This is a genomic window from Paenibacillus cellulositrophicus (assembly GCF_009363095.1).
Taxonomy (GTDB): Bacteria; Bacillota; Bacilli; order Paenibacillales; family Paenibacillaceae; genus Paenibacillus_AQ; species Paenibacillus_AQ favisporus.
The window spans coordinates 5,984,172-6,005,164 of the sequence record NZ_CP045295.1 but is presented as its reverse complement, the minus strand read 5'-3'; the positions used below and the strand labels follow the sequence as shown (position 1 = coordinate 6,005,164).

At 54.1% G+C, this 20,993-nt stretch carries 20 protein-coding genes; 7 read left to right on the top strand and 13 right to left on the bottom strand.

Going from position 1 to position 20,993, the window contains the following annotated elements; genetic code table 11:
• Positions 1 to 279: 279 nt before the first annotated feature.
• Complete coding sequence (locus GCU45_RS27315; protein ID WP_076168600.1) at positions 280 to 666, bottom strand: DUF5684 domain-containing protein; 387 nt, start codon at positions 664 to 666, stop codon at positions 280 to 282.
• 323 nt (positions 667 to 989) lie between these two features.
• On the opposite strand from GCU45_RS27315, the gene GCU45_RS27310 reads away from it, so the two are divergent.
• Positions 990 to 1,892 (top strand): DUF4261 domain-containing protein, encoded by a 903-nt coding sequence (locus tag GCU45_RS27310; protein ID WP_152402003.1) that lies wholly within the window; start codon positions 990 to 992, stop codon positions 1,890 to 1,892.
• Between the two features lie 96 nt (positions 1,893 to 1,988).
• On the opposite strand, the gene GCU45_RS27305 is transcribed toward GCU45_RS27310, so the two are convergent.
• From GCU45_RS27305 to GCU45_RS27275, 7 genes are all read right to left on the bottom strand, one after another.
• Entirely contained in the window at positions 1,989 to 2,621 is a 633-nt protein-coding gene (locus GCU45_RS27305) for a ferric reductase-like transmembrane domain-containing protein (RefSeq protein ID WP_244364296.1), read from the bottom strand.
• Complete coding sequence (locus GCU45_RS27300; protein WP_152402001.1) at positions 2,618 to 3,568, bottom strand: FAD:protein FMN transferase; 951 nt, start codon at positions 3,566 to 3,568, stop codon at positions 2,618 to 2,620. Before GCU45_RS27300 ends, GCU45_RS27305 begins: the two co-directional genes overlap by 4 nt.
• A gap of 29 nt (positions 3,569 to 3,597) precedes the next feature.
• The gene (locus tag GCU45_RS27295) at positions 3,598 to 3,921 is read right to left on the bottom strand and encodes a hypothetical protein (protein WP_152401999.1); all 324 of its coding nucleotides are present in this window, start codon (positions 3,919 to 3,921) and stop codon (positions 3,598 to 3,600) included.
• A gap of 238 nt (positions 3,922 to 4,159) precedes the next feature.
• Positions 4,160 to 5,101: a ring-cleaving dioxygenase gene (locus GCU45_RS27290; protein WP_152401997.1), complete on the bottom strand. Its 942-nt coding sequence runs from the start codon at positions 5,099 to 5,101 to the stop codon at positions 4,160 to 4,162.
• Positions 5,102 to 5,290: 189 nt separating this feature from the next.
• Complete coding sequence (locus tag GCU45_RS27285) at positions 5,291 to 6,289, bottom strand: type I glyceraldehyde-3-phosphate dehydrogenase (RefSeq protein WP_152401995.1); 999 nt, start codon at positions 6,287 to 6,289, stop codon at positions 5,291 to 5,293.
• 27 nt (positions 6,290 to 6,316) lie between these two features.
• Positions 6,317 to 6,883, bottom strand: a complete 567-nt coding sequence (locus GCU45_RS27280; RefSeq protein WP_152401993.1) for an NADPH-dependent FMN reductase — start codon at positions 6,881 to 6,883, stop codon at positions 6,317 to 6,319.
• A gap of 21 nt (positions 6,884 to 6,904) precedes the next feature.
• Positions 6,905 to 7,846, bottom strand: coding sequence for an alpha/beta hydrolase (locus GCU45_RS27275; protein WP_152401992.1), 942 nt, complete (start codon positions 7,844 to 7,846; stop codon positions 6,905 to 6,907).
• A gap of 467 nt (positions 7,847 to 8,313) precedes the next feature.
• Between GCU45_RS27275 and GCU45_RS27270 the strand changes: the two genes are divergently transcribed.
• The 3 genes from GCU45_RS27270 (at position 8,314) to GCU45_RS27260 (ending at position 11,861) form a co-directional block, all read left to right on the top strand.
• On the top strand, positions 8,314 to 9,402 hold the full coding sequence (locus GCU45_RS27270) for a low temperature requirement protein A (protein ID WP_152401990.1): 1,089 nt from the start codon (positions 8,314 to 8,316) through the stop codon (positions 9,400 to 9,402).
• A 391-nt stretch (positions 9,403 to 9,793) separates the two neighbouring features.
• Positions 9,794 to 10,465, top strand: a complete 672-nt coding sequence (locus GCU45_RS27265) for a response regulator transcription factor (protein ID WP_152401989.1) — start codon at positions 9,794 to 9,796, stop codon at positions 10,463 to 10,465.
• Positions 10,455 to 11,861 (top strand): sensor histidine kinase, encoded by a 1,407-nt coding sequence (locus tag GCU45_RS27260; RefSeq protein WP_152401987.1) that lies wholly within the window; start codon positions 10,455 to 10,457, stop codon positions 11,859 to 11,861. The genes GCU45_RS27265 and GCU45_RS27260 overlap by 11 nt, the downstream gene beginning before the upstream one ends.
• A gap of 89 nt (positions 11,862 to 11,950) precedes the next feature.
• On the opposite strand, the gene GCU45_RS27255 is transcribed toward GCU45_RS27260, so the two are convergent.
• The 4 genes from GCU45_RS27255 to GCU45_RS27240 form a co-directional block, all read right to left on the bottom strand.
• Entirely contained in the window at positions 11,951 to 12,406 is a 456-nt protein-coding gene (locus tag GCU45_RS27255) for a GNAT family N-acetyltransferase (protein WP_152401985.1), read from the bottom strand.
• Between the two features lie 158 nt (positions 12,407 to 12,564).
• On the bottom strand, positions 12,565 to 14,364 hold the full coding sequence (locus GCU45_RS27250; protein WP_167527243.1) for an ABC transporter substrate-binding protein: 1,800 nt from the start codon (positions 14,362 to 14,364) through the stop codon (positions 12,565 to 12,567).
• Positions 14,365 to 14,544: 180 nt separating this feature from the next.
• Entirely contained in the window at positions 14,545 to 16,002 is a 1,458-nt protein-coding gene (locus GCU45_RS27245) for a DUF4179 domain-containing protein (protein ID WP_152401982.1), read from the bottom strand.
• Positions 16,003 to 16,029: 27 nt separating this feature from the next.
• Complete coding sequence (locus tag GCU45_RS27240; RefSeq protein ID WP_076168631.1) at positions 16,030 to 16,509, bottom strand: sigma-70 family RNA polymerase sigma factor; 480 nt, start codon at positions 16,507 to 16,509, stop codon at positions 16,030 to 16,032.
• Between the two features lie 273 nt (positions 16,510 to 16,782).
• Between GCU45_RS27240 and GCU45_RS27235 the strand changes: the two genes are divergently transcribed.
• The 3 genes from GCU45_RS27235 (at position 16,783) to GCU45_RS27225 (ending at position 20,191) form a co-directional block, all read left to right on the top strand.
• On the top strand, positions 16,783 to 17,787 hold the full coding sequence (locus GCU45_RS27235) for a zinc-dependent alcohol dehydrogenase family protein (RefSeq protein ID WP_152401980.1): 1,005 nt from the start codon (positions 16,783 to 16,785) through the stop codon (positions 17,785 to 17,787).
• Between the two features lie 135 nt (positions 17,788 to 17,922).
• A complete protein-coding gene (locus GCU45_RS27230; RefSeq protein ID WP_152401978.1) occupies positions 17,923 to 18,729 on the top strand; it encodes a MerR family transcriptional regulator in 807 nt (268 codons plus the stop codon).
• Positions 18,719 to 20,191 carry an alpha-L-fucosidase gene (locus GCU45_RS27225; protein WP_152401976.1) on the top strand — a complete coding sequence of 491 codons (1,473 nt, stop codon included), beginning with the start codon at positions 18,719 to 18,721 and terminating at the stop codon, positions 20,189 to 20,191. Before GCU45_RS27230 ends, GCU45_RS27225 begins: the two co-directional genes overlap by 11 nt.
• A 182-nt stretch (positions 20,192 to 20,373) precedes the next feature.
• Here GCU45_RS27225 and GCU45_RS27220 read toward each other — a convergent pair whose 3' ends face one another.
• Positions 20,374 to 20,826 (bottom strand): VOC family protein, encoded by a 453-nt coding sequence (locus tag GCU45_RS27220; protein WP_152401974.1) that lies wholly within the window; start codon positions 20,824 to 20,826, stop codon positions 20,374 to 20,376.
• Positions 20,827 to 20,993: the final 167 nt, after the last annotated feature.

Below are 20,993 nucleotides of genomic sequence, written 5' to 3'. Positions count from 1 at the left end.
AGGACAGTTACGGATAGGGTATCCACCTCCGCAGCGGGATTATGTGCAATCGCTCATTCTTTCCGGATGTTTGCCGAAACAGCCGATTGAAATGCCCCTTGGGTATATAAAAACCGCCCCCTAACGGGAGCGGTCACGGTCATTGTGTGCATTTTTACCTTGATGATTTGGGCCGACCCGATTACGAATCATGCCCTGCGTTGTTAAATCTTAGAATCACGCTTCAGTTCTGTCGGTATGTAAGCAAAGATCCGGTCAGAGCCCACGAACGATTTCTGCTTAAAAAGCGGCTGTTGGCCCTGGGGGAACCGGCGGATTGTACAGCTGGTAAGTCGTCTTGCTGGAATAGCCCCAAACCATCCACAGAATCACATATACCGGGGACAGGAAAATGGCAAAAAGAACGTAGGCCCCGTTCTTGCCGAACGCGTTCAGCAGCTTCACCTGCCAGATAATGGCGAACACGATATTGGCAATCGGCACCAGTGTGATCAGGATCCACCATGCACTCTCCTTGATCAGCTTCAACTGGAGAATATAATTCAAAATCGGGACAAACGCAAACCACGCGATGTCGTCCCTGCCCGCCTTTTTGGCAAGCTGGAAATACGCGCCGCAAATGGCGATATATATTGCTAGGTACAGCACAATCATGACAACGATCATTAAACATCCTCCTGAAAATTGGGTATAGAGGTAAAAATGCACTTCTCTTTATTCGATATGTTTCATCAAATCCCTTCTTTAATTGTGCTTTTTTCGACATAAAACTACGTCCCGGGACCGATGCGTTTTCGGAACACTCCGATTTCAGCCGGGCCTTTTATAACTTATTGCCGGCCTGCGGTTTTATGACATCCAGCGATTCGCCGAAATAAATAAATTTCCTTCTCCCTGTCCGGCGGGATACAGGGCACGAGCTGGAACGCATTGGAAAGATTCGTTACAATAAGGAATGGAGAACAGTACAGCGATAGGAGAAGAGGAACATGACGAGTGAGGTAGTTCAGGAAGAACAAAGCTTTGGCTTCTCGCGGGTATATGCAGTCGAACTGAAATATCGGCACAAGCCGGAAATCGACCGAAGCCGTTTGTTTGCAAGCATGGAGCGTTACACCGGCTCCACCCAGCAAGCCGGAGAACGCGAACATGCCTGCCTTGCGGTGTGGGAGCCGGATGAGTCCGGTCCGGATGATCTGCTGCACTTTTTTCACCTGGACTATAAGGTTGCCTATTCGGAAGGCGAGATGCCGGCGCAAACCAGCCTGATGCCGGTCCAAAACCGCCCGGTAGACGACTACGCCACCGCCGTTCAGCAGTCCTGGCACTGGAGAGAAGCCGGAGAAGTCGTCAGCGGATGCGGTTATACGCTGCTGCTCACCGACCTGATGGCTTCCGGCCTTAAGCCCCAAGACAGATTGCAGCTGATGACCGGCGCCCTGCGGGCCGTGCTGGAGGCGGCTCCATGCGACGCCGTCTATTTCCGGGCCAGCGACAAGCTTGTCGAACCGCAGGCGTACCTGGCGGCGGTGGAACAAGGCGAGCTGCTGTACGGCGCGATGAACATCCGCTTTTATAACGTGGAAGGGACCGGGAGCGGGCGCAATGAAGGGCTGATGGATTCGCTTGGGCTGGCGGCGCTCGGGATTCCCGACGTCCAATGCCACTTCTTTGACCTCGACCCTTCCGAGTTGGCCGGCCAGCTGATGGATGTGGCGTACTATTTATTCCGGCAGGGAGATGTGATCGAAGACGGCGAAACGATCGGCTTCACCGAAGAGATGCGCTGGCGCTGCGAGCATCAATATGCGCTGGCCGAGCCGCACCGCGTCGTGCTCGACATCGATCCAGGCGACCCCTACTACGCCGGACGGCAGGAGAACAGCCGCTAAATGGCCCGAACCCCGCGAATATGAACTCTTGATAACATCCGAATAACGCTTGATCATGCTTAACAGGCGGAGCGCAGAAGCACTCCGCCTGTCTTATTAGCGTGAAGAAGGAATCTGTTTAATGCGGGTTTTCCCGCCTTCCTGCACCACGATCAGTCTCCCCCCGCCCTTTCTGCGAGAAGCGGCGATCCGGTTTGCCAGCAGGATGAGCACCGTCACACCGGTCACCGCATAGAGCACAATCACGGGAGCCTGCCGGCTGTCCGTTCCCAGCACGATCCCGTGGACCAGCGCCATCAAATAGGTGGGCATCGCCAGAAAGTGAATCAAGCGCCAGGCCTTTTTGCCGAGCTTCTTCATTAGATCCGAGCTGATGATTAGCAGCAGCATCAAGTACAGCGACACAATCCCCAGCCCCATCCACAACCGGTCGCCGCTCGCCTTAAAGGGGATCAAAAGATCCGCCAAGGAATACCCGACATACCGGTCGAACAGGAGAACGAGTCCGTGAGCCAAGCCGAATAACAGACCGAACCAGCCGCACCATTGATGGGCCATGTTCAGCTTCGCTTTAACCGGTCCTTTGGCCCACGACCCTCCCTGCAGCAGCCCTGCCGCGATGGAAGCGAACAGAAGCATATAAGAGGTCAGCCCCGCCGCCCTCGTCGTGACCCATACCGATAAAATTTGACTGATGCTGCTGCCGAAATGATGAAAGACCGCCATCATCCCGCCTCCTTTCCATTCTCCTGTCGATATGCTTCGATGAATCCCGCCGTACAGACGGAGCCGTCTTCGCAGACGAGTACAGCCGCCGCGGCGGGATGTTTGCGTTCAAGCCATGCCGTCCCGGCCTGCAGGCCAAGGATCAGCAGGCATTTGGCATAGACCTCGGCCGCCGTCAGCGACGGATGGATGACTGTCGCCTGCACCACATCCGTCAGGCTCGGCATCATGGTGCGGGGATCAAGGATGTGATGCCGCTCCTGTCCCTCCCCGTTCAGCCATTTCCGCTTTAGCCGGCTGCTTGTGGCAACGCCCGCGTTCCTGCGGATAACGAGCGAGTCAATGTCGCGGTCCAAAGCGAATGGATCCGCTATGTTAACCTGCTGCGGACGGTCCTCCCCGCCCCACAGCATCATGTCCCCGCCGGCGCTGACCGCCCCGTGTGCAATGCCCTTTCTGCGCATCATGCCCGCGAACTTCTCGGCGCTCCAGCCCTTGGCGATGCCACCGAGATCCACCGACCATGCCGGAGGCAGCTCGATGCTGCGAAGCAGCGGGTTCAGCTTGGCCCCCATCTCCGGGCCAAAAGCGCCCAGCAGCTTTGCATTAGCCTCCGTTCGGTCGGGTGCCTGTGAAAAAACCTCCTCCGCGGCTGCCTCTCCGAAACTTCGGCCGTAGCCCAGATCAGTCAGGAGCTGTCCGAGAAAAGGGTTAAACAACCCGTCGGCCCTATGGTAATAATCCACCGCCACGCTGACGGCTTCGAACAGGATCGGCGTCGCCATAAACAGTCTGCCTGCCGAACGATTCAGCCGGGACAGCTCGCTGCCCGGGTCGAAGCGGGTCAAATGCTTTTCTACAAAAGCAAACCAGGACTCCGCATCCCTCTGCTCCGCCTCAGACAGTCCATGCGTGACGAATTCTGTGTTCATGGCTCTGAATGTATGCATCTTCAATCACCTCCGTCCACCGCCTGCCGCTAGGAAGCGTGGGTGCGCATGGAGCCTTCCCCGCTGCTGCTTTCCCCAGAACCGAAGTCCATGCCCGACCGGGAGCGGCCGCCCATAAATCCGCGTTCCTGTCCGGAGAACCCTGCGTCCCCGCCGGAAGCTTCGTCCCGCCATTGGTTCTCGACGTCGCCGCTTGAGTCATCTTGTCCCGCTCCGAAGATCGGGGAAGCGCTCGCCACATTCCCTTTTGCAGTGTCGGCCGGATTAAATTTGGAGATATATCCAACGAAACCTGTAAACATGACCACACCCGCCATGCCTGCCGTCCATTTGATCCATTTGGAATTTGCCATATACAGACCACCTTGTTTCAAGTATGTTCATTCCCGTTATGCTGTCATTGTACAGGGCGATGGTGAAAAGATGGTGAAAAGGCAATGTCTCACAATAAAGTCTAGCGTTCAGGCAGAAGATTGCTAAAAAAAAGATGACCCCTGTCCTTGCAGGGATCATCGATGGCCGGCGGCTCTAAACCACCTCATGTCCAAATGCTGATTGTCTCACGATATCGCACACCGCCTGTTTTCGCGGTCAATTCCATACTTTCTCGGTCGTAACCGGCTCTAACCGGGCCTCAATGTCACCGCGCTGCGGTTCAAACCATTCCGGCAGCATCAGCTTGCGTCCCAGCGCATCCGGGGATTCGTCCCGGGCGAATCCGGGAGGATCCGTCGCAATCTCGAACAGGATTCCGCCGTGTTCCCTGAAATAGATGGCGTTAAAATACTGGCGGTCCTTAATCGGAGTGACGTCAAAGCCAATGACCGACACGCGTTCCCTCCACGCTTCATGCTCCGCGTTATCGCTTGCCCGCCAGGCGATGTGATGTACGGTTCCGGCAGTGCCATGTCCCGCTTCCATGTCCTCCATACGGACATCGATCAGGTTGCCGAGTTCAGCCGTCGCTTGAAAACGGGCGTATCCGTCGTCTTCCCCGATTTTGGCCAGTCCGAGAAGGTTCTCCAGCACGTCGATCGTGTCGGCATAAGCCTCGCTAAACAGAACCGCACCGCCTAATCCCTTGATGGCCTGGTCATCCGGAATGCTTTCAAGCGGGCTTGCGCCCCCGGCTCCGTCTTCCCGCTCCACCAGTTCCAGGCGCAGTCCGTCCGGATCCGAGAACTGCAGATAGCTCTCGCCAAACCGCTTGCTGCTTGCTGCATCCCGTCCGAACCAAGCCAGCCGTTCCTGCCAAAAATCGATGGACCCGGGCGGAATGACAAAGGTCACGATGCCCACCTGACCGCCCCCAATCTGCCCTTGCCGGGCCCGAGGATAGGGGAAAAAGGTCAGGATCGTTCCCGGAGATCCCGCCGGGTCGCCAAAATACAGGTGATACACCGTAGGATCATCGAAGTTGACCGTCTTCTTCACCAAGCTGAGTCCGAGGATACCGCTGTAGAAATCAATCGTTTCCTGGGGATTTCTTGAAAATGCCGTAATGTGATGAATACCTGCCGTGCGCGTGAACATCTGTATCGCTCCTTTAGGATGTTTGGATCCGGTTTTTTATTTCGAATTTATTTATCTTAAATTAAAGATATATGATGTTCTTCTCATTGTCAATCCATTTTTTCGGAGCGAATCCGATCCTCAAGCAAATTAGGGCCGCCGGCACTCACCGGCAGCCCCTGTCCTCTGTAACTGCAATCTTATTTCATCCTATTTCCCTGCCAAATAAGCAGCAACTTCCGCCAATCTGGAGGCATAACCCCATTCGTTATCGTACCAGGTGGCGACGGACAGCATTTCCCCCTGCACCTGGGTTAACGGCAGGTCGATAATCGAGGAATGCGGATCGGCGACGATGCGTGACGATGCCCATTCCCCTTCCAAAACGTCGAGCACACCCTTCAGATCGCCTTCGCTTGCGGCCTGCCGGAACATATCATTGATCTCCTGAACGGTACAAGGCTTCTCCGTGATCAGGTTCAGCTCGGCAATGCTGCCCGTACGCGTCGGAATGCGGTACGCTTTGCCGGTAATTTGCAGATCGTTCCAGATGAACTTGAGCGCTTTGGCGGCGCCGGAAGACGACGGAATGATGTTTTCGGATGCAGCCCAGGAATCCCGGCGGTCCTTCATCGGCTGATCGGTTAACGATTGCGTGTTCGTATACGAGTGTACCGTGGAGAATAAGCCGTATTTGATCCCGTAGTTTTCCCGGACCAATTTGACGACCGGAGCCAGCGCATTCGTCGTGCAGCTCGCCATACTGATGATTTTATGCTTTTCCGGATCGAAGCTGTCGAGGTTGATTCCTTTCAGCAGAACGGCGTCGCAGTCATCAAGCGTTTTGCTTGGTCCGCTGACCAGCACCCGTTTGGCTCCCCGCTCCAGGTGCTGTTCGGCCACAGGCCGCGTCACGGCCCGCCCGGTGCAGTCGACGACCAGGTCGACGCCGAGCTCACCCCAATGAGGCACTTCCTTGGCCGAATTCAAATACCGGATATCCCGGCCGCCGATCACGATCGCGCCCTCGCCGCCCGATACGTTCTCAGGCCAGCGCTTGTAGTTGGTGTCCACTTCAAACAGCGCCGCCAGCGTCGCTTCATCTTTGATATCGGAGATGGAATAAGGAACAAACAAGTTTTGTTCCAACGCCGCCCGAAGCAGCTGTCTTCCGATCCGACCGAATCCATAAATTGCAATGTTACCCATAATAGCCTCAGCTCCTGATTAAAATGGTTATTGCCCGTTCATCTGCTGTACCTGATCGACCCATTGGATGAACGACCGCACGTAACGCTGTACATACCTGCGGGTCGTTTCATCGGTCAGCTTACCGCTCTCCGGATCAACCTTCTCCATCGCCTGCGATATATACATTTTTTGAAACGGCATCACATAAGACTGAACGGCGTCCAAGGTTTGCCGGATTTGCTGCTGCGACAAAATCGTCCCTTTAACGCCCGGCGTCGCACCGATGACCCCGGCCGGTTTATGAATAAGGACCGCGGTTTTGGTCGGGGTTGAGGCCCAATCCAGCGCATTTTTCAGCACACCCGGGATGCCTGAGTTATATTCCGGGCTCACGATGATGATTCCGTCCGCCTGTTGAATCGCTTCGCGATAGCGTTTGACCGGCTCCGGGCTTTCCTCCCGGTCCAAATCCGCGTTGTACAAGGGGAGATCCGCTATCGAGATGAATACATATTGTGCGGAATCCACAAGCTCCGGGATCGTATCCGCAATCATCCGGTTATACGAATGCTCCCTTAAACTCCCCACCATAATGCCTATGGTTGTCGCCATTTTCTATTTTCACCGCCCCTGCTATTCTTTGAGCCAAGCGTTCGCCAGCGCGATCGCGCCTCTAGCCGCTGCGGTATCCGCAAGAGCATTCAGCATGACGAAGTCATGAATGACCCCCTGGAAACGGGCAGCGGTCACCCGGACGCCGGCTTCGCGCAGTTTGTTGGCATAAGCTTCGCCTTCATCGCGAAGAACATCCGCTTCAGCGGTAATGACCAGTGCAGGAGGCAAGCCTTCAAGCTGTTCGCGCGTTGCCCGCAGCGGGGAAGCATAGATCTCCTCTTTATCGCTCGGCTTCGCAATATACTGCTCCCAGAACCAGGCCATGGCGTCCCGGCGCAGGAAATAACCTTCCGCAAACTGATGATAGGACTCTGTGTCGTTGCCCGAGTCCGTCACCGGGTAGAACAGCAGTTGTTTATGAATGGCGGGGCCCTTCCGTTCTTTCGCCATCAGCGTGATCGCAGCGGTCATATTTCCCCCAACGCTGTCCCCAGCCACGGTAAGGCGGTCCGTATCCAGGCCGTACACCTCGCCATGTTCCGCAATCCAGGTCAGAACCGCGTAGATTTCTTCGATCGCTGTCGGATATTTCGCTTCCGGTGACAGGCTGTAATTCGGGAATACGACGCAGGCTTCGGCACCGACTGCAAGCTCCCGGATCAGGCGATCATGGGTATGCGCATTTCCGAACACCCAGCCGGCGCCATGGATATAAAGAATGACCGGCAGCTTATTTGTAACGTTTTCGGGACGAAGCAGTCTGACCGAAACCTGTCCGCTCGGCCCTCCCTCAACGGTGATATCCTGAATTTCAACCGGGAGCTTCGGGACGTCGCCCGATTGAACCTCGTCTACGGCTTCGCGCCCTTTTTCCGGTCCAAGATCAAACAAATACGGCGGATTGGCGGTATCTTGTGCAAATTTCAAAGCAGCGGGTTCCAAAACAACCTTCTTTGTCATATGTATTCCCTCCCTTAATTTATACTACAATGCGTAGTTTCAAAAAGCATAAAATCACCCGGTAAGGGCCACGGCATCCCATGATGCCCGTCTATCAGGCTAAGGACCTTCGAATGTTGATCCGGTGCTCCGTGCAGCCAAGAAGCGTAGTGGCAATCGACAAACATGCTTGACGCATAACATCTCTTTGGCAACGTTAGAATAGCACATAATGTTTTTTGTGTATATAAAATTATATTAACTATGTTTTTCTCTCTAATGTACAAAAAATCAGTAAAAAAGGCCGTTGCATTTACCCTTGCTTAACAATCCGGGACTTCGGTTACAGCCTGCAGTCCTATTTCCGAAAATGTAGTAGACCGGGATTTGAAAATTGATATAATAAATTGATTCTTCGGATGAGCGGCGGATTCGCTTGTGACTCATTTGACGGCATTCATCACATCAAGGAGGGGATCTATAAGGCTATGATTGAAAAAAAGGTGACTTGGCTGGAGCTGTTTTACGATCTTCTCTTAGTCGCAGCCGTGTCCAAAGCAACGCATGTCCTGCTGCATGCGGAACACGGGACCATTCCCTTGGAGTACCTGAGCAAATTCGTGTTGATTTTTATCCCGATCTGGTGGGGTTGGGTAGGACAAACACTCTTTGTGAATCGGTTCGGCCAGGATATTTTAATTCACAGGGTCTTCATGATCCTTCAGCTGTTGTTCGTTCTCGTCATGACGGCGAGTTTGTCCCCAGATTTTGACCAATACTATGTTCCCTTCTTTGTAGGATACATAGGCTCAAGGGCGCTGACGGCCCTGCAGTATCTTCTGGTCCATCGGGCCAAAGCGGCGCATCAGCAAGTGACCGCCTCCTATTTGGGCACCCACTTTTTGATCGGCATCCTGATCTCGGCCTGCTCGCTGTTCTTCGACTCCTGGATCCGGTATGCCGTCTTGTACGCGGGGATCGCCGTAGATATTCTGCTTCCCTTAATCGGGCGCCGGCATTTGGTCAAAACGCCGATCAATACGCACCACTTGTTCGAACGCTTCGCCCTGTTTACCTTGATTCTTCTAGGCGAATCGGTCGTCAGTATTCTGGCTGTGCTGCAGTTTAACCACTGGGATCTGCCGTCCGTCTTATTCGTCGCCTTTACCAGCCTGCTGGTCATCGCCATGTGGTGGCAGTACTTTGATAACATCGACAAAAAGGTAAGCCGGGAAATCCACACGGCCGGCCAAATGATTATTTACGGTCACTTATTTGTGTATTTGTCGATGAGCATGATCGCGGCAGCCATTCAGCTGTTATACAAAGACCAGATGGACTACTCCTTCTTGCTGGCATTCGTGTTTGGGTCCGTGCTCCTGTATTTCTTATCGACCTCTGTGGTGTTTCACCGGTACAGACACAAACATTTGCGGCTGAAGCCCTATCATCTGGCTATCATGCTGGGGATTCTTGCTTGCTGCTTCGTAATTGACCTGATCTTCCCCGTCCCCAATTACGCCATCGTCGGAGAGATCATGATTTTCTTCATCGTCTACGCGAAGTTAACGACATAACCCGTCGTATTATCAAAAAGCGCATCTCTCCGTTGTATAACGGGGGGGTATGCCGCCTTCGTCATCAGCCCCAAACCTTCAAGAGCTCCAAAGCCTTGGGTTTTGGGGCTTTTGTGATATGCAGAGTCCTCAAAATCGTGCTTAGCCCCCAATCCATGGCTTGCACCCAAGCTGAAAGGGACGGTCGTAGCACCCGCCAGCCCCCGAATCTTGACTCGGTTTGTCCGCCGGAAGTATGCTCTTATTAAACTTTAAAACCGGCACTATTTCAGGAGCTAGATCGAATGAACTAAAGAAAGAAATGTTCAGGCCGTATTAGACTTTTTTAACAGGAAGCTTGATGCAAAACTTTAGTTCAATCTATATAGATGCGGGAAAGGATCGGATATGGATGAAAATATTGCTGGCAGAAGACGATATGCGGCTGGGAGAGCTGGTCGTGCACATGCTGAAGAAAAAAGGCGGCCATACCGCGGATTGGGTCACTACCGGCAGGGAAGCCTGCGAGTATGCCGAGGCCACCAATTACGACGTTCTGATTCTCGACTGGATGATGCCGGATGGCGACGGCGTCTGGGCTTGCCGGCAGCTGCGGATGGAAGGATACATGGGCGCCATCCTGATGCTGACCGCCAAGGACGGACTACAGGACCGGATCAATGGGCTGGATGCGGGCGCCGACGACTATTTGGTCAAGCCGTTTGAAATCGAGGAGCTGCTCGCCCGGCTCCGCGCCCTGTCGCGGCGGAATTTTGCGCCCATTCAAGGTGAGGAAGTTCAGGTTACCGGCCTTATCCTGAACCGGACCAACCAGACGGCAAGCATCGCGGGAGCGCTCATCCAGCTGACGCCACGGGAGTTTCAGCTGCTGGACCTGCTGATCCAGAACAAGGGCATCACCTTGACCCGGGAAGTCATTTTGGACCGGATTTGGGGACTCGACGCCGATGTCGGCCCCAAAGCGATCGACGCCATGATCAAGCTGCTCCGCAAGAAGCTCAGCGGACTGGATCAAGAGCTGATTCAGAGCATCCGGGGGGTCGGCTATAAAATTGAAGCCTAAATGGAAATGGAAATCCCCCTTCGTCTGGCCCCGGCAGGGGAGTGACCTGTTCAAAAGAACCCAGAACCGGTTAACGCTGCAGTATACCGCGGTGCTTATCGCTTTCCTCGCCCTGTTCATCGGAACGGTGTACGGGCTGCTGTATTTTCTGCTGATCAACGACCAGAAAAATCAGCTGAACGACTGGATTCAGGATATGTCCTATGCGTTTCATGAATCGATGGAGCATACCGGCTCCTATAATATAGAAGGTAATCTCGGCAGCAGCTATCCATCGTTAGCGAACCAGACGGTGGGCTGCTTCAAGGACCCTCATGGGAATTTTCTGTACGAAGCACAGCAGCGGATGGGACTGAGCGCAGCGGTCGGCAGCGCGGTGGCGGAGTGGACGCCCGAAGGCGATCAGACGGAGTACAAGACCGTTACGATCAAGGAAACCGGCCGGGATGCAGGGCCGCCAAGACACGGGAACGATCCCCGTAAGGCGGCTCCCGGAAATGTCCGCATGCTTCTGGCCGGCAAGGCCGTTTACGATAACGGAGTCTTTATAGGCACGCTGTACGTGGCCAAGGAGGTAGGCAGCCAGTACCGGCTGTTCGGCTGGCTCCTGCTTGTGCTGATCGGGCTCGCGCTGCTGTTCTGCGTCCTGGCCGTGTTTCTCAGCCGGAACATGTCGGTCAAGGCGATGGTTCCGATCGCCCGCTCGTATACGAGGCAGCGCGAGTTCGTCGCGGACGCCTCGCATGAGCTGCGCACGCCGCTCAGCGTCATCCTGTCCTCCATTGAGGTGCTCGAAATGGAAAACAGCCTGAAGGATGATCCGTTCAGCCGGAGGGTGCTGGACAACATGCGGGAAGAAGCCAAGCGGATGACCGACCTCTCCAGCCACCTTCTGACGCTGGCACGCTCCGACTCGGATGAGGTTCAGCTGAGCATAACAAATTTTGATCTGGCGGCCGAAGCCTCGCGGACGATGGCATCCCTGCTTCCTTTGGCGCAGGCCAAGCAAATTACACTGAAGCTACAAGCGGAAGACGGCATGACGGTTCATGGCGATGCCCAGCGCCTGCAGCAGTTGATGGTCATCCTGCTGGACAATGCCATCAAGTATACGCCGGAAGGCGGCACCGTCTCCCTTGCCCTGGAGATCCGGGAGGACAAACGGAGAATGCTGCATATGACCGTCAGTGACAACGGAATCGGTATACCGCCGGAGGAGCAGCCGCGCATCTTCGAACGCTTTTACCGCGTGGATAAATCCCGCGCCCGGGAGCTGGGCGGCCACGGCCTTGGGCTGTCCATCGGCAGATGGATTGCCGAAGCCCACGGCGGCACTTTGAGCGTGCAGAGCACGCCCGGCCAAGGCAGTACCTTCACCGCTGTCATTCCTTGCTGAGTCTTCCGTCCCATGAAGTAAAGGACATGCTCAACCTGTCGATGACAGGAAGCATGTCCTTTTTTCACATCAAGCTCCGCATATTTAGGTTACAGATCTCGGGTCATAAAAGTACTGTAAGGATCGAGCTTATAATCCGCAAATGGGCTGCACTCCTCAAATCCAAAGGCCGCGTACAGCCGTCGGGCCGGCTCGAACGACGCCATTGAGCCCGTCTCCAGGCTCAGCCGCCGATATCCCCGCCGCCGGGCCTCCTCAATGATGTGCGCCAGGATGGATCGGGCCACTCCTTTACGCAAGTGGGCGGATGAGGTCCGCATCGATTTGATCTCGCCGTGACTGGGATCAAGCTCCTTGAGTGCCCCGCAGCCAAGCAGCTCCCCCTGTTCCCATGCGCTCCAGAATGTCACATCCGGCCGCCGCAGCCCGTCCAGATCTAGGGCGTGTACGCTCTCCGGCGGCGACTCCTCCGCCATGCCTTGAAGATGCTCGCGGATCAACGCGGCTATTTCCGGCCCGCTTAAATCGTCCAGCATAATTTTCATACCGTTCACCTTCACTCCGTTGGTAAGTTTCATCTCATGTGCTGTGATCATTGTACAGCCGGACGAGCTTCAGAAAAAGGCAATCTTTCCGGGAAACATTTCCCCTTTCGCCAGATGTCATGTTTTCCCGTACCGTAATCGCGATTGATCTCCTGCTGTTAACCTTCCCCTTTAAACCAGATGTCCTTAAAATCTACCCACCCGGCGGCATTCAACCGAACGCCCTGCTGCGCAGGATGGGACAGCACCCGGGCCTCGTTGTAGGTCAAATAGACGGCCGTGCTGCGCTCAATCAGCCAGGTTTCCAGCCGCTGAAACGCCTCGTCCCGGGCATCCGGTTCCGCCTCCTGAAGCAGTTGCTCCACAAGCCGGCCTACTTCCGCCTGCGATCCGGGATCCAGCATGCTGCGAATGAAGCTGTACCGGGACAGCAAATATTCGATCTGCCGGAGCAGCCCCTCGCTCAGCAGCGCCTCGAACAGGATCAGGTCCGCCTCCCGGATCCGCTCTTCCTTCATTAATTCCTCCCAAGGCAGAATATGCACGTCCAGCTGGATTCCTGCTTGACCATATTGCTGTTGAAGCCAGTAAGCCGCCTGCTCATGGCGACGGTACGCATACAGCTTCAGCGCCTCTCCGCCGTACCCGGACCGTTTCAATTCCCTGGATGCCTCTTCCGGATCATACAGCGGATCAGCGGCAGCCGGCTGCGGCTCAAGGTGAAAACCAAGGCAAGGGGAAGCATGCGGGTACCCCAGCTCCCGGACCATCCGGCTCCGGTCAACCGCAAGTGCAAGCGCCCTGCGGAAGGAACCGGTTTGCAAAATTCCCGGTTTCGCAAGGTTAATCGTCAGCATGCTGCATCCGGTGACGAGACGGCTGCGCCGCCATGTCTTCAGCTCTTGACGGCGCGCTTCACCCGTCTCGACGACCAGTACGCCCGGATTGGTCTCCACCGTCCATTCTCCGCCGGTGTCCGGGATGATCATCACTTCGATTCGATCGATCAGGCCCCGGGCCGCATAATAATCCGGGAAAATCTCCAGCATGCACATCCCCGGCGTAAGCTTAGCGATCCGGTAAGGCCCGGCCCCGACGGGCAGGCTGCCGGGAACCGTTCCGGCCCCGGACTCATCGCTGGCGCGGGAAAGGATGGCTGCCGCAGTATGCGACATAAATGCCGCAAACAGGACGTTGGGCTGACGCAGCTCCATGCGGATGGTGTAACGCGATTCCGCGTAGATCTCAACGATATCCCTGCACAGCCAGGAATGATTGTTGGATTCCTGCTGGACGCGCAGCAGGCTGTATTTGACGTCATCGGCCGTAAGCTCCGTACCATCGTGAAACGTCACGCCTTTTCGCAAATAGAACGTCCAACAACAGGCATCGGAGCTGGACTCCCAGTGGTGCGCGACGCCCGGAATAACCTTGCCGGTGTCCATTTCCAGCTCGACCAGAGTCGCATGGATTTGGCGGATCAGATGGGTATCGAAAGCATACATTGCGTCCGCCGGGTCCAGCGTCACGATCGGCCGGTATACCGGCAGGCGGAGCGTCTCCACCATACGGCCCTCCCCGGTCGTTTCCGTCCGGTATCCGAAATAGCCGGTGAGCCAGTCCACAAACCGCTGCATCGCTTCGGGTTCGCCCGCCTGCTCTTTTACCCAGAGCAGCGCGCCCTGCACGTCCCCCTGCTTCACGTATTGCTGCGCTTCCCGGATCACAAGCTCCCGCCTGTCCGTGAGGAACGTTAGCTCCGACCGATGGCCCCTGCCCTGCCCGGCTGCATACCGGATCAGGCCGGCGTCGGCCATTTTGCGCAGGATCAGCCTGGCGTTACGGGGCGTGCAGTACAGGGCCTCGGCCAGCCCGTCGATCGTCACCCGGAACGGCTCCCCTTCCTTTTCACCGGAATAAGCGCTTCGCAGCCGAAGGTAATCTTCTGCCAATTTCACCGGACATAGCCCCTTTTGTTCAGTTGAAAAAATAGTATGCATCCAACATACAAATTTTGCTGGCGCATTTCAATCCCACCGGCCGGGCTTTTCTGAGGGAACAAAAAGGCAGCCTTCGGGCTCCTCAGCCTTCAGACTGCCTGTCTGTATATTTTGTGGTTGTACGCGGTTGTACGCTGGCTATTTCAGCAGCTCAACCGCCTGCGTATCGCGATTCGGCATCCATATCTGCTTTACCTTAATGGTCAGCGGCTGCGGATAGTCTACCGCATCCTTGCCGAAGTTGTAATCGTAATCGTCTCCCATCGTGTCCTTCTTGTTGGACCAGCTATGTCCACCTTGTGAGTATCCTTCAGGAGACTGCCTTTTGTGGACGTTGCCGTCGGCATCGGTGAAGCTGTCATCCAGCGACAGCGACAGGCTCTCGCCGGCATAGGCGTTTTCGAGCTCACGGTGAATCAGCACCTCGCCGGGGCCAGCCGTCCGGGTGTATGAAATCAGGGTAAATCGGTCGTCCGGCGCCTCCACGATCTGCTTCTTCTTCAGGTCGATCACGATTTGCAGCTGGTCCTTGTCCACCGCAGCAGTGCCCTCCGTCTTGAGCCTAATAGAATCATACTCGGCGTATTTCTGGCCGCTGCCGTACATCAGCATCGCATCTGTACCCTCCGTGAGGGCCTCCGAATTGTCCCGAGAGTACCACTTCGGATAATACAGCTTTTCGATTTCGTCGCCGACTTTTCCGATGAGCACCGGACTGAGCAGACGGAATACTTGTTTCGCGTTCGCCTGATCATAGTCCAGGTCGACGTACGTGTGCAGCGGCGTATAGATGACCTGAGTCACACGAACCTGCTGGCCGTCTACTGTCAGGGTCCGATCTGGGCGCAGCACGCGCTCTTTGTCCTTGAACATGCCGGGATCGAGCTCAAACGAAATGTCGAACGCCGTGCGGTATTTATTGGAGCTGGACATCAGCGCTTCGTTTGACGTCTCCGTCAAGGTCACATGAAACTTGGCATCCTTGGTATATTGAACGGACGGGTTCAGGGGCACGGTGTAAATAAAATGATTGGCTCCATTCGCCGAAATTCTGTTGCTGTTGCTTCCTGCCAATTCGACCGACGCTCCTTTGGACGGGGCTTCCACGCCGCCAAGCTCAAGGGATACGTCGGCGTTGATGACCTCTTTATCCGTTTGGTTGCGGACACCGAACAGCACATAAGCCATCCGGCCATCCGTGACGGCACCGTCCACCTCTACGCGATACCCTTTTTGTTCGACGCTTTCGGCAATCGGCTTGACGAGCCCCCGGTCCATTGCGCTCGCCAGACCCTCCAGATAGGTAGAGCGGTACGGATCTAAGGCGGACTGACTTGGTATCCCCGCCGTCTGCTTCGGCGCCGGCTCCGCCCGATGGGCCAAGCTGCCGATCGAGTAATTGATAATTAGCAGGGCCGCCGCGAGCGCCATAACCGTCCCCGTACTCCAAAAATAGAAACGCCGCTTTTCACGCATTTTTCCTCTCTCCATTCCTTTACGCATAGCCAGAGTCAATTTCATCTCAGGCAACGTTTCCGCATGCTTGTTTACTTCATAGGCATCCTGCAGCAGGATGCGCTGTTCTTTTTCGGGCATAACCTGTCCCTCCCTTCTGCTCAGCCTCTACATATATTTCCGGAGCTGCTTCAGGCCTTCCCGCAGCCAGGTCTTGATCGTTCCTTCCGGCTTGCCCAGCACCTTCGCGATTTCAACGGACGTCATGTCCTGGTAATATTTCAGCATGACGACATGCCGGTACTTCGGCTTCATCCGCTCCAGCGCGCGCTGCAGGTCGATCCGCTCGCTGCTTTTCATCTCCTGCACGGCCCCTTCCTGCGGCTCCTCCACCGGAAACACCCGTTTCTTCCGCCGCAGCTCGTCCATGCAGCAGTTAATCGTGATGCGGATGAGCCACGGGGTGAAGGACTGCGGGTCCTTCAGCTTCTTCCGCTTCACCCACGCCCGGTATGACGCCTCCTGCACGGCTTCCAGCGCATCGGCTTCACTGCGCAAATAACTGTAGGCGATGGAATACAATTTTCGCTGCTCGGCGGTCAGACGCTCAAAAAACGCTTCCGCTTCCGTCAGCGTGGTTCTATTCATATGGATCTCGCTCCATGTACTATCAGCATTCAGCGTCCCCACTCCCCCCTCTGTATCTCTACAACCCGTTCACCGACGGGCCTCTTGGCGGCCGCTCTATAATATAGACGCGTGAGATTGAGAAATCGATTGAAATTTTTTTAAATATGATTAATCTATATAACGACGTTCATAAGAAAAGAAAAAAGAAGATTAACGTGTATACTTAAAAGACTGATGATATTGCCTAATTTATTAAATAACGATTTAATGCAGCAGGGAGATAGACCCGCCATGAAATTTGTTTCCTTACAATATAACGAGTTTGGAGATCCCCGGAAAGTCATAGAAACGGAATATCGGGAGCATGTCCCGCTCCAGTACGACGAAGTCTGGGTTCGAATGTCGCTGAGTCCAATTAATCCCTCCGACTTAATCCCGATTCGCGGCGCCTATAAACATCGAATTCGACTGCCGGCAATTCCAGGCTATGAAGGCGTGGGCATTGTTGAAAAAATCGGTTCGTCTGTATCAGCGTCTTTATTGGGCAAGCGGGTACTGCCGCTTCGTGGTGAAGGGACTTGGCAAGAGTATGTCAAAACCAAAGCCAATTTTGCCGTCCTTGTTCCGGATGGAATTGAAGACGAAACGGCCAGCCAAATGTACATCAATCCTGTAACGGCGTGGCTCATTTGCTCAGATGAACTGCAGCTGAATGCGGACGACATACTGCTCGTAAATGCTTGCGGATCTGCAATCGGCCGTCTGTTTGCGCAATTTTCAAACATTTTGGGATTCAGGCTCATTGCTGTTGTACGAAATGATGTTCATACCGAGGAACTGCAATCGCTAGGTGCTTGGGCGGTGATTAATACAGCGAAAGAACTCTTGATCGATAGAGTAATGGAATTAACGGATGGGGCAGGTGCAACCGCAGGAATAGATAGCATAGGAGGGCCAGATGGAGAATCACTTATTGATTGTATTCGTCCAAACGGCACGGTTTTAAGTATTGGTCTCTTATCCGGAATTCAAATCAACTGGATGAAAATCCACGAGAAAAATCCGAGCATCAACGTAATGCCCTACTGGCTTCGAAGATGGGTTGAAGGAGTTTCCGATGCACAGTGGCATCAAACATTCATTAATTTATTTCAAATGGTAAAGGAGAATAACTTGATCATTCGGCAAGAAAAAAAACGGTTCAAGCTCACAGAGTACAAAAAAGCAATAGAAATGGCGGAACAGGATGGCGAAAAAGGGAAAGTCCTTTTTGCACCCACCCAAAACGAGGGATAAACGACTGCCAGCTGCTGCGTCGCCCCAAGGGGCTAAACTTTCGCTGCGCGAGTCCGGATGAAGGATTTCCTCCCCGAAAAAACAGTTGCTCATTACGTAACGTCATGTGATGTAATGAGTGTGGAGGTGTGATGCATGCATACTGACGACAAAACTTTTGGGGTCGGAGAAATATCCGCAGCTACCGGCGTAACGGTACGGACCCTTCAGCACTATGACAATATCGGGCTGCTGCCCACAACCGGACGTACGGCAGGCGGACGGCGGTATTATACGAAGGATGACCTTCTCTGCTTGGAGCAGATCATTTTTTACAAATCTCTTGGGCTCTCTCTTCAAGAAATCCGCGACAAAGTCATCAAGCGTCCCGACTTATCTCAGATCGAACAAATTCTGCAAGAGCAGGAACTTGCGCTTTATCGAAAAATAGAAGAAGCCTATGCAGGCATTGCCGCCATCGAGGCCCACCGGACGGCAGTCGCGGCCGGAAATGATACACCGTGGCATCTTTTGGCCTTTTTTATCCGGTGTTTCAACAACAGCAGCTTGGTCGATTGGAAACAATACGCTTTTAACGAAACCCAAAAAGAAGTTTTCGGCAGACGATTTCCAACGGAACAAAGTGCATTCGATTTGTATCATACCTGGAGACGACTGGCTTTAAAAGCCGTTACGCTGGGGCTGGCAGGCGCAGGGCCGGAAGAGCCCGCTGCACAAGAGCTGGCCAAGGTTTGGTGCACCATGGTGCAAGAGGCAACCGGCGGAGAAAGCGAACAAGCGGACGCGTTTGTACAAATGCAAGGTGATCGTGCATCTTGGCCGGAGGGCGACCGGGAACTCTTCGAGGCATCCCAAGCTTTTATCGACAAGGCGGTAAACCAATACTTATCCGGTCAAACATCAGGCGACGACAAGGACGGAGGAGGCAGCCGTGAATCATAAAAATTACGAGCCTACGCAGGAGTCCCTTAACGCTCACCCGCTTCCGCAATGGTTTGACGAAGCAAAATTCGGCATCTTTATACACTGGGGTCCTTATTCCGTACCTGGTTTTGCACCCGTAGGTAACTTTGCGGATACATTAAAGACCGATTATGATCGTGCAATGCTCGTCTACCCGTACGCTGAAGGCTACTGGAATGCGATCAAAGACCAGACCACACCGACTGCACGCTATCATCAAGCCGTATATGGCAGCATGCCCTACCAAGGATTTAAACCGCTGTTCATGAACGGCGTGAAACAATGGGACCCCATGGCTTGGGCCCAAATTTTCAGGAATGCCGGTGCAAAGTACGTCGTGATCGTATCGAAGCACCATGACGGATTTTGCCTATGGCCTACGAAGGTGGCCAACCCGCATGAGCCGAACTGGTTTAGCGAGCGCGACATCATCGGCGAATTAGCAGCTGCTGTACGCAGCGAAGGCATGCGCTTCGGCATCTACTATTCGGGTGGAATCGACTGGACTTTTCGGGGAAGGATTTCGAGAACGTTTATGGACTACTCCTTTTCCACACCCGGGGGCGATTATGCAGCATACGCTGATGCCCAGATCCGCGAACTGATTTCCCGATACCGCCCTGATATTCTATGGAACGATATATGCTGGCCAGGCCATGAGGGCTCTCTGTTTCGATTGTTCGCCTTCTACTATAACGCTGTACCCGAAGGCGTGGTCAATGACCGCTGGAAGCATTCGACTTCCGCTAACAAGTTGTTAAGTCTCAAACCTGTACGCGCAGTGATGGACATGATGATCAAACGAATGATCATGAACAATCCAGATATTCATTCTGCCCTGGCGCAGCCAGCTATCCCCCATAGCGATTTTTCGACTCCGGAATATACCAAATACAAGGAAATACAACCTGGAAAATGGGAGATGACACGCGGAATCGGCCATTCATTCGGCTACAACCGCAATGAGCAGGAGGAAGACTATTCAACCTTTGAAACATTGCTAATCGATTTTATAGATGCCCTGTCCAAAAACGGAAACCTGCTGCTGAATGTAGGCCCGCGCGGCGAGGATGCTCAAATTCCTCCCGAGCAGTTAAGCCGGTTGTCCAAATTCGGGGATTGGTTACAACGAAATGGAGAGGCCGTATATGGTACACGTCCCTGGATCCGTGCGGAAGCGGAAACGGAGACCGGTGAAACGATCCGGTTTACTAGGAAAGACAACCGGCTGTATCTGATCATTTTGGGGCATCCGAACGGCAGAACGATCAAGGTAAAGGAGTTCTTCTGTGAAGGCACAGCAAATCTGCTGACGGATGGCAGTCCGGTTCAACTGAAGCGGGAAGGCGAGGATATGAACCTCATTTTCGAGCATCGGCTTGAACATATTTTCGTTCCTGTCATCGTAATAGAAGGAGAGCATGACGATGGAACGCAATGATTGCGCTTGCTGGTGCTGCGGGTGCGGACCTTGCAGGCAGTGTGGGATGAATCGTAAAGTCCAACACACAAAAAAGCAACTTTTTATGAGTGCGTAAGGCTGTCGGGAAAATTCCCAACAGCCTTTTCAAACCATATTATTCAACGCGACACTCCCTCATATTCTTCAAAACAAACATATCATCAATCATTCGTAACCTCGTTACTTCTCTTCATCCATTCCACCATCTCCAAATAATGCCGGTTATACATAATCCCCAGCACATTGCCAAAAGGGTCCGTTACCGAAGCCGTAACGAATCCCTCGCCACGCGGCGTGATTGGTTCGTATTGCTTCGCGCCCATCTCCAGCAATTTCGTAAATGCGGCTTCCACATCATCAACATGCCAGTACATGATGGCACCGCCTGGACCCGGCACCGCTTGCGAAGGAGCATAACGACGGCTGATCAGACCCAGCTCATGCTGGTAGTCCCCAACCCGGAACTCGGCATAGGCAAGCTCGCCAGACGGTCCGGTGCGTTTGAAGTACGGGGAGATGCCGAGCACCTCCGAATACCACGACACCGCTGCCTCCATATCGTCTGCCCAATAATTAATCGTCGCCATGCCTCTTAACGTTTGTTTTTCGCTCATGTTCATTTTCCTCCTTCGTTTGTTCCCTCATCTTCTAAGGCCATTATAGGGGGCAAAAGCTGACAACTGTACGTCATGGTTTTAATAAAGCAAAAAACACCTCCAGGTGATGTCCATATCTCACGACATGGCTGTCATCACGTGAAGGTGTTACGCTCCGCCTCGGG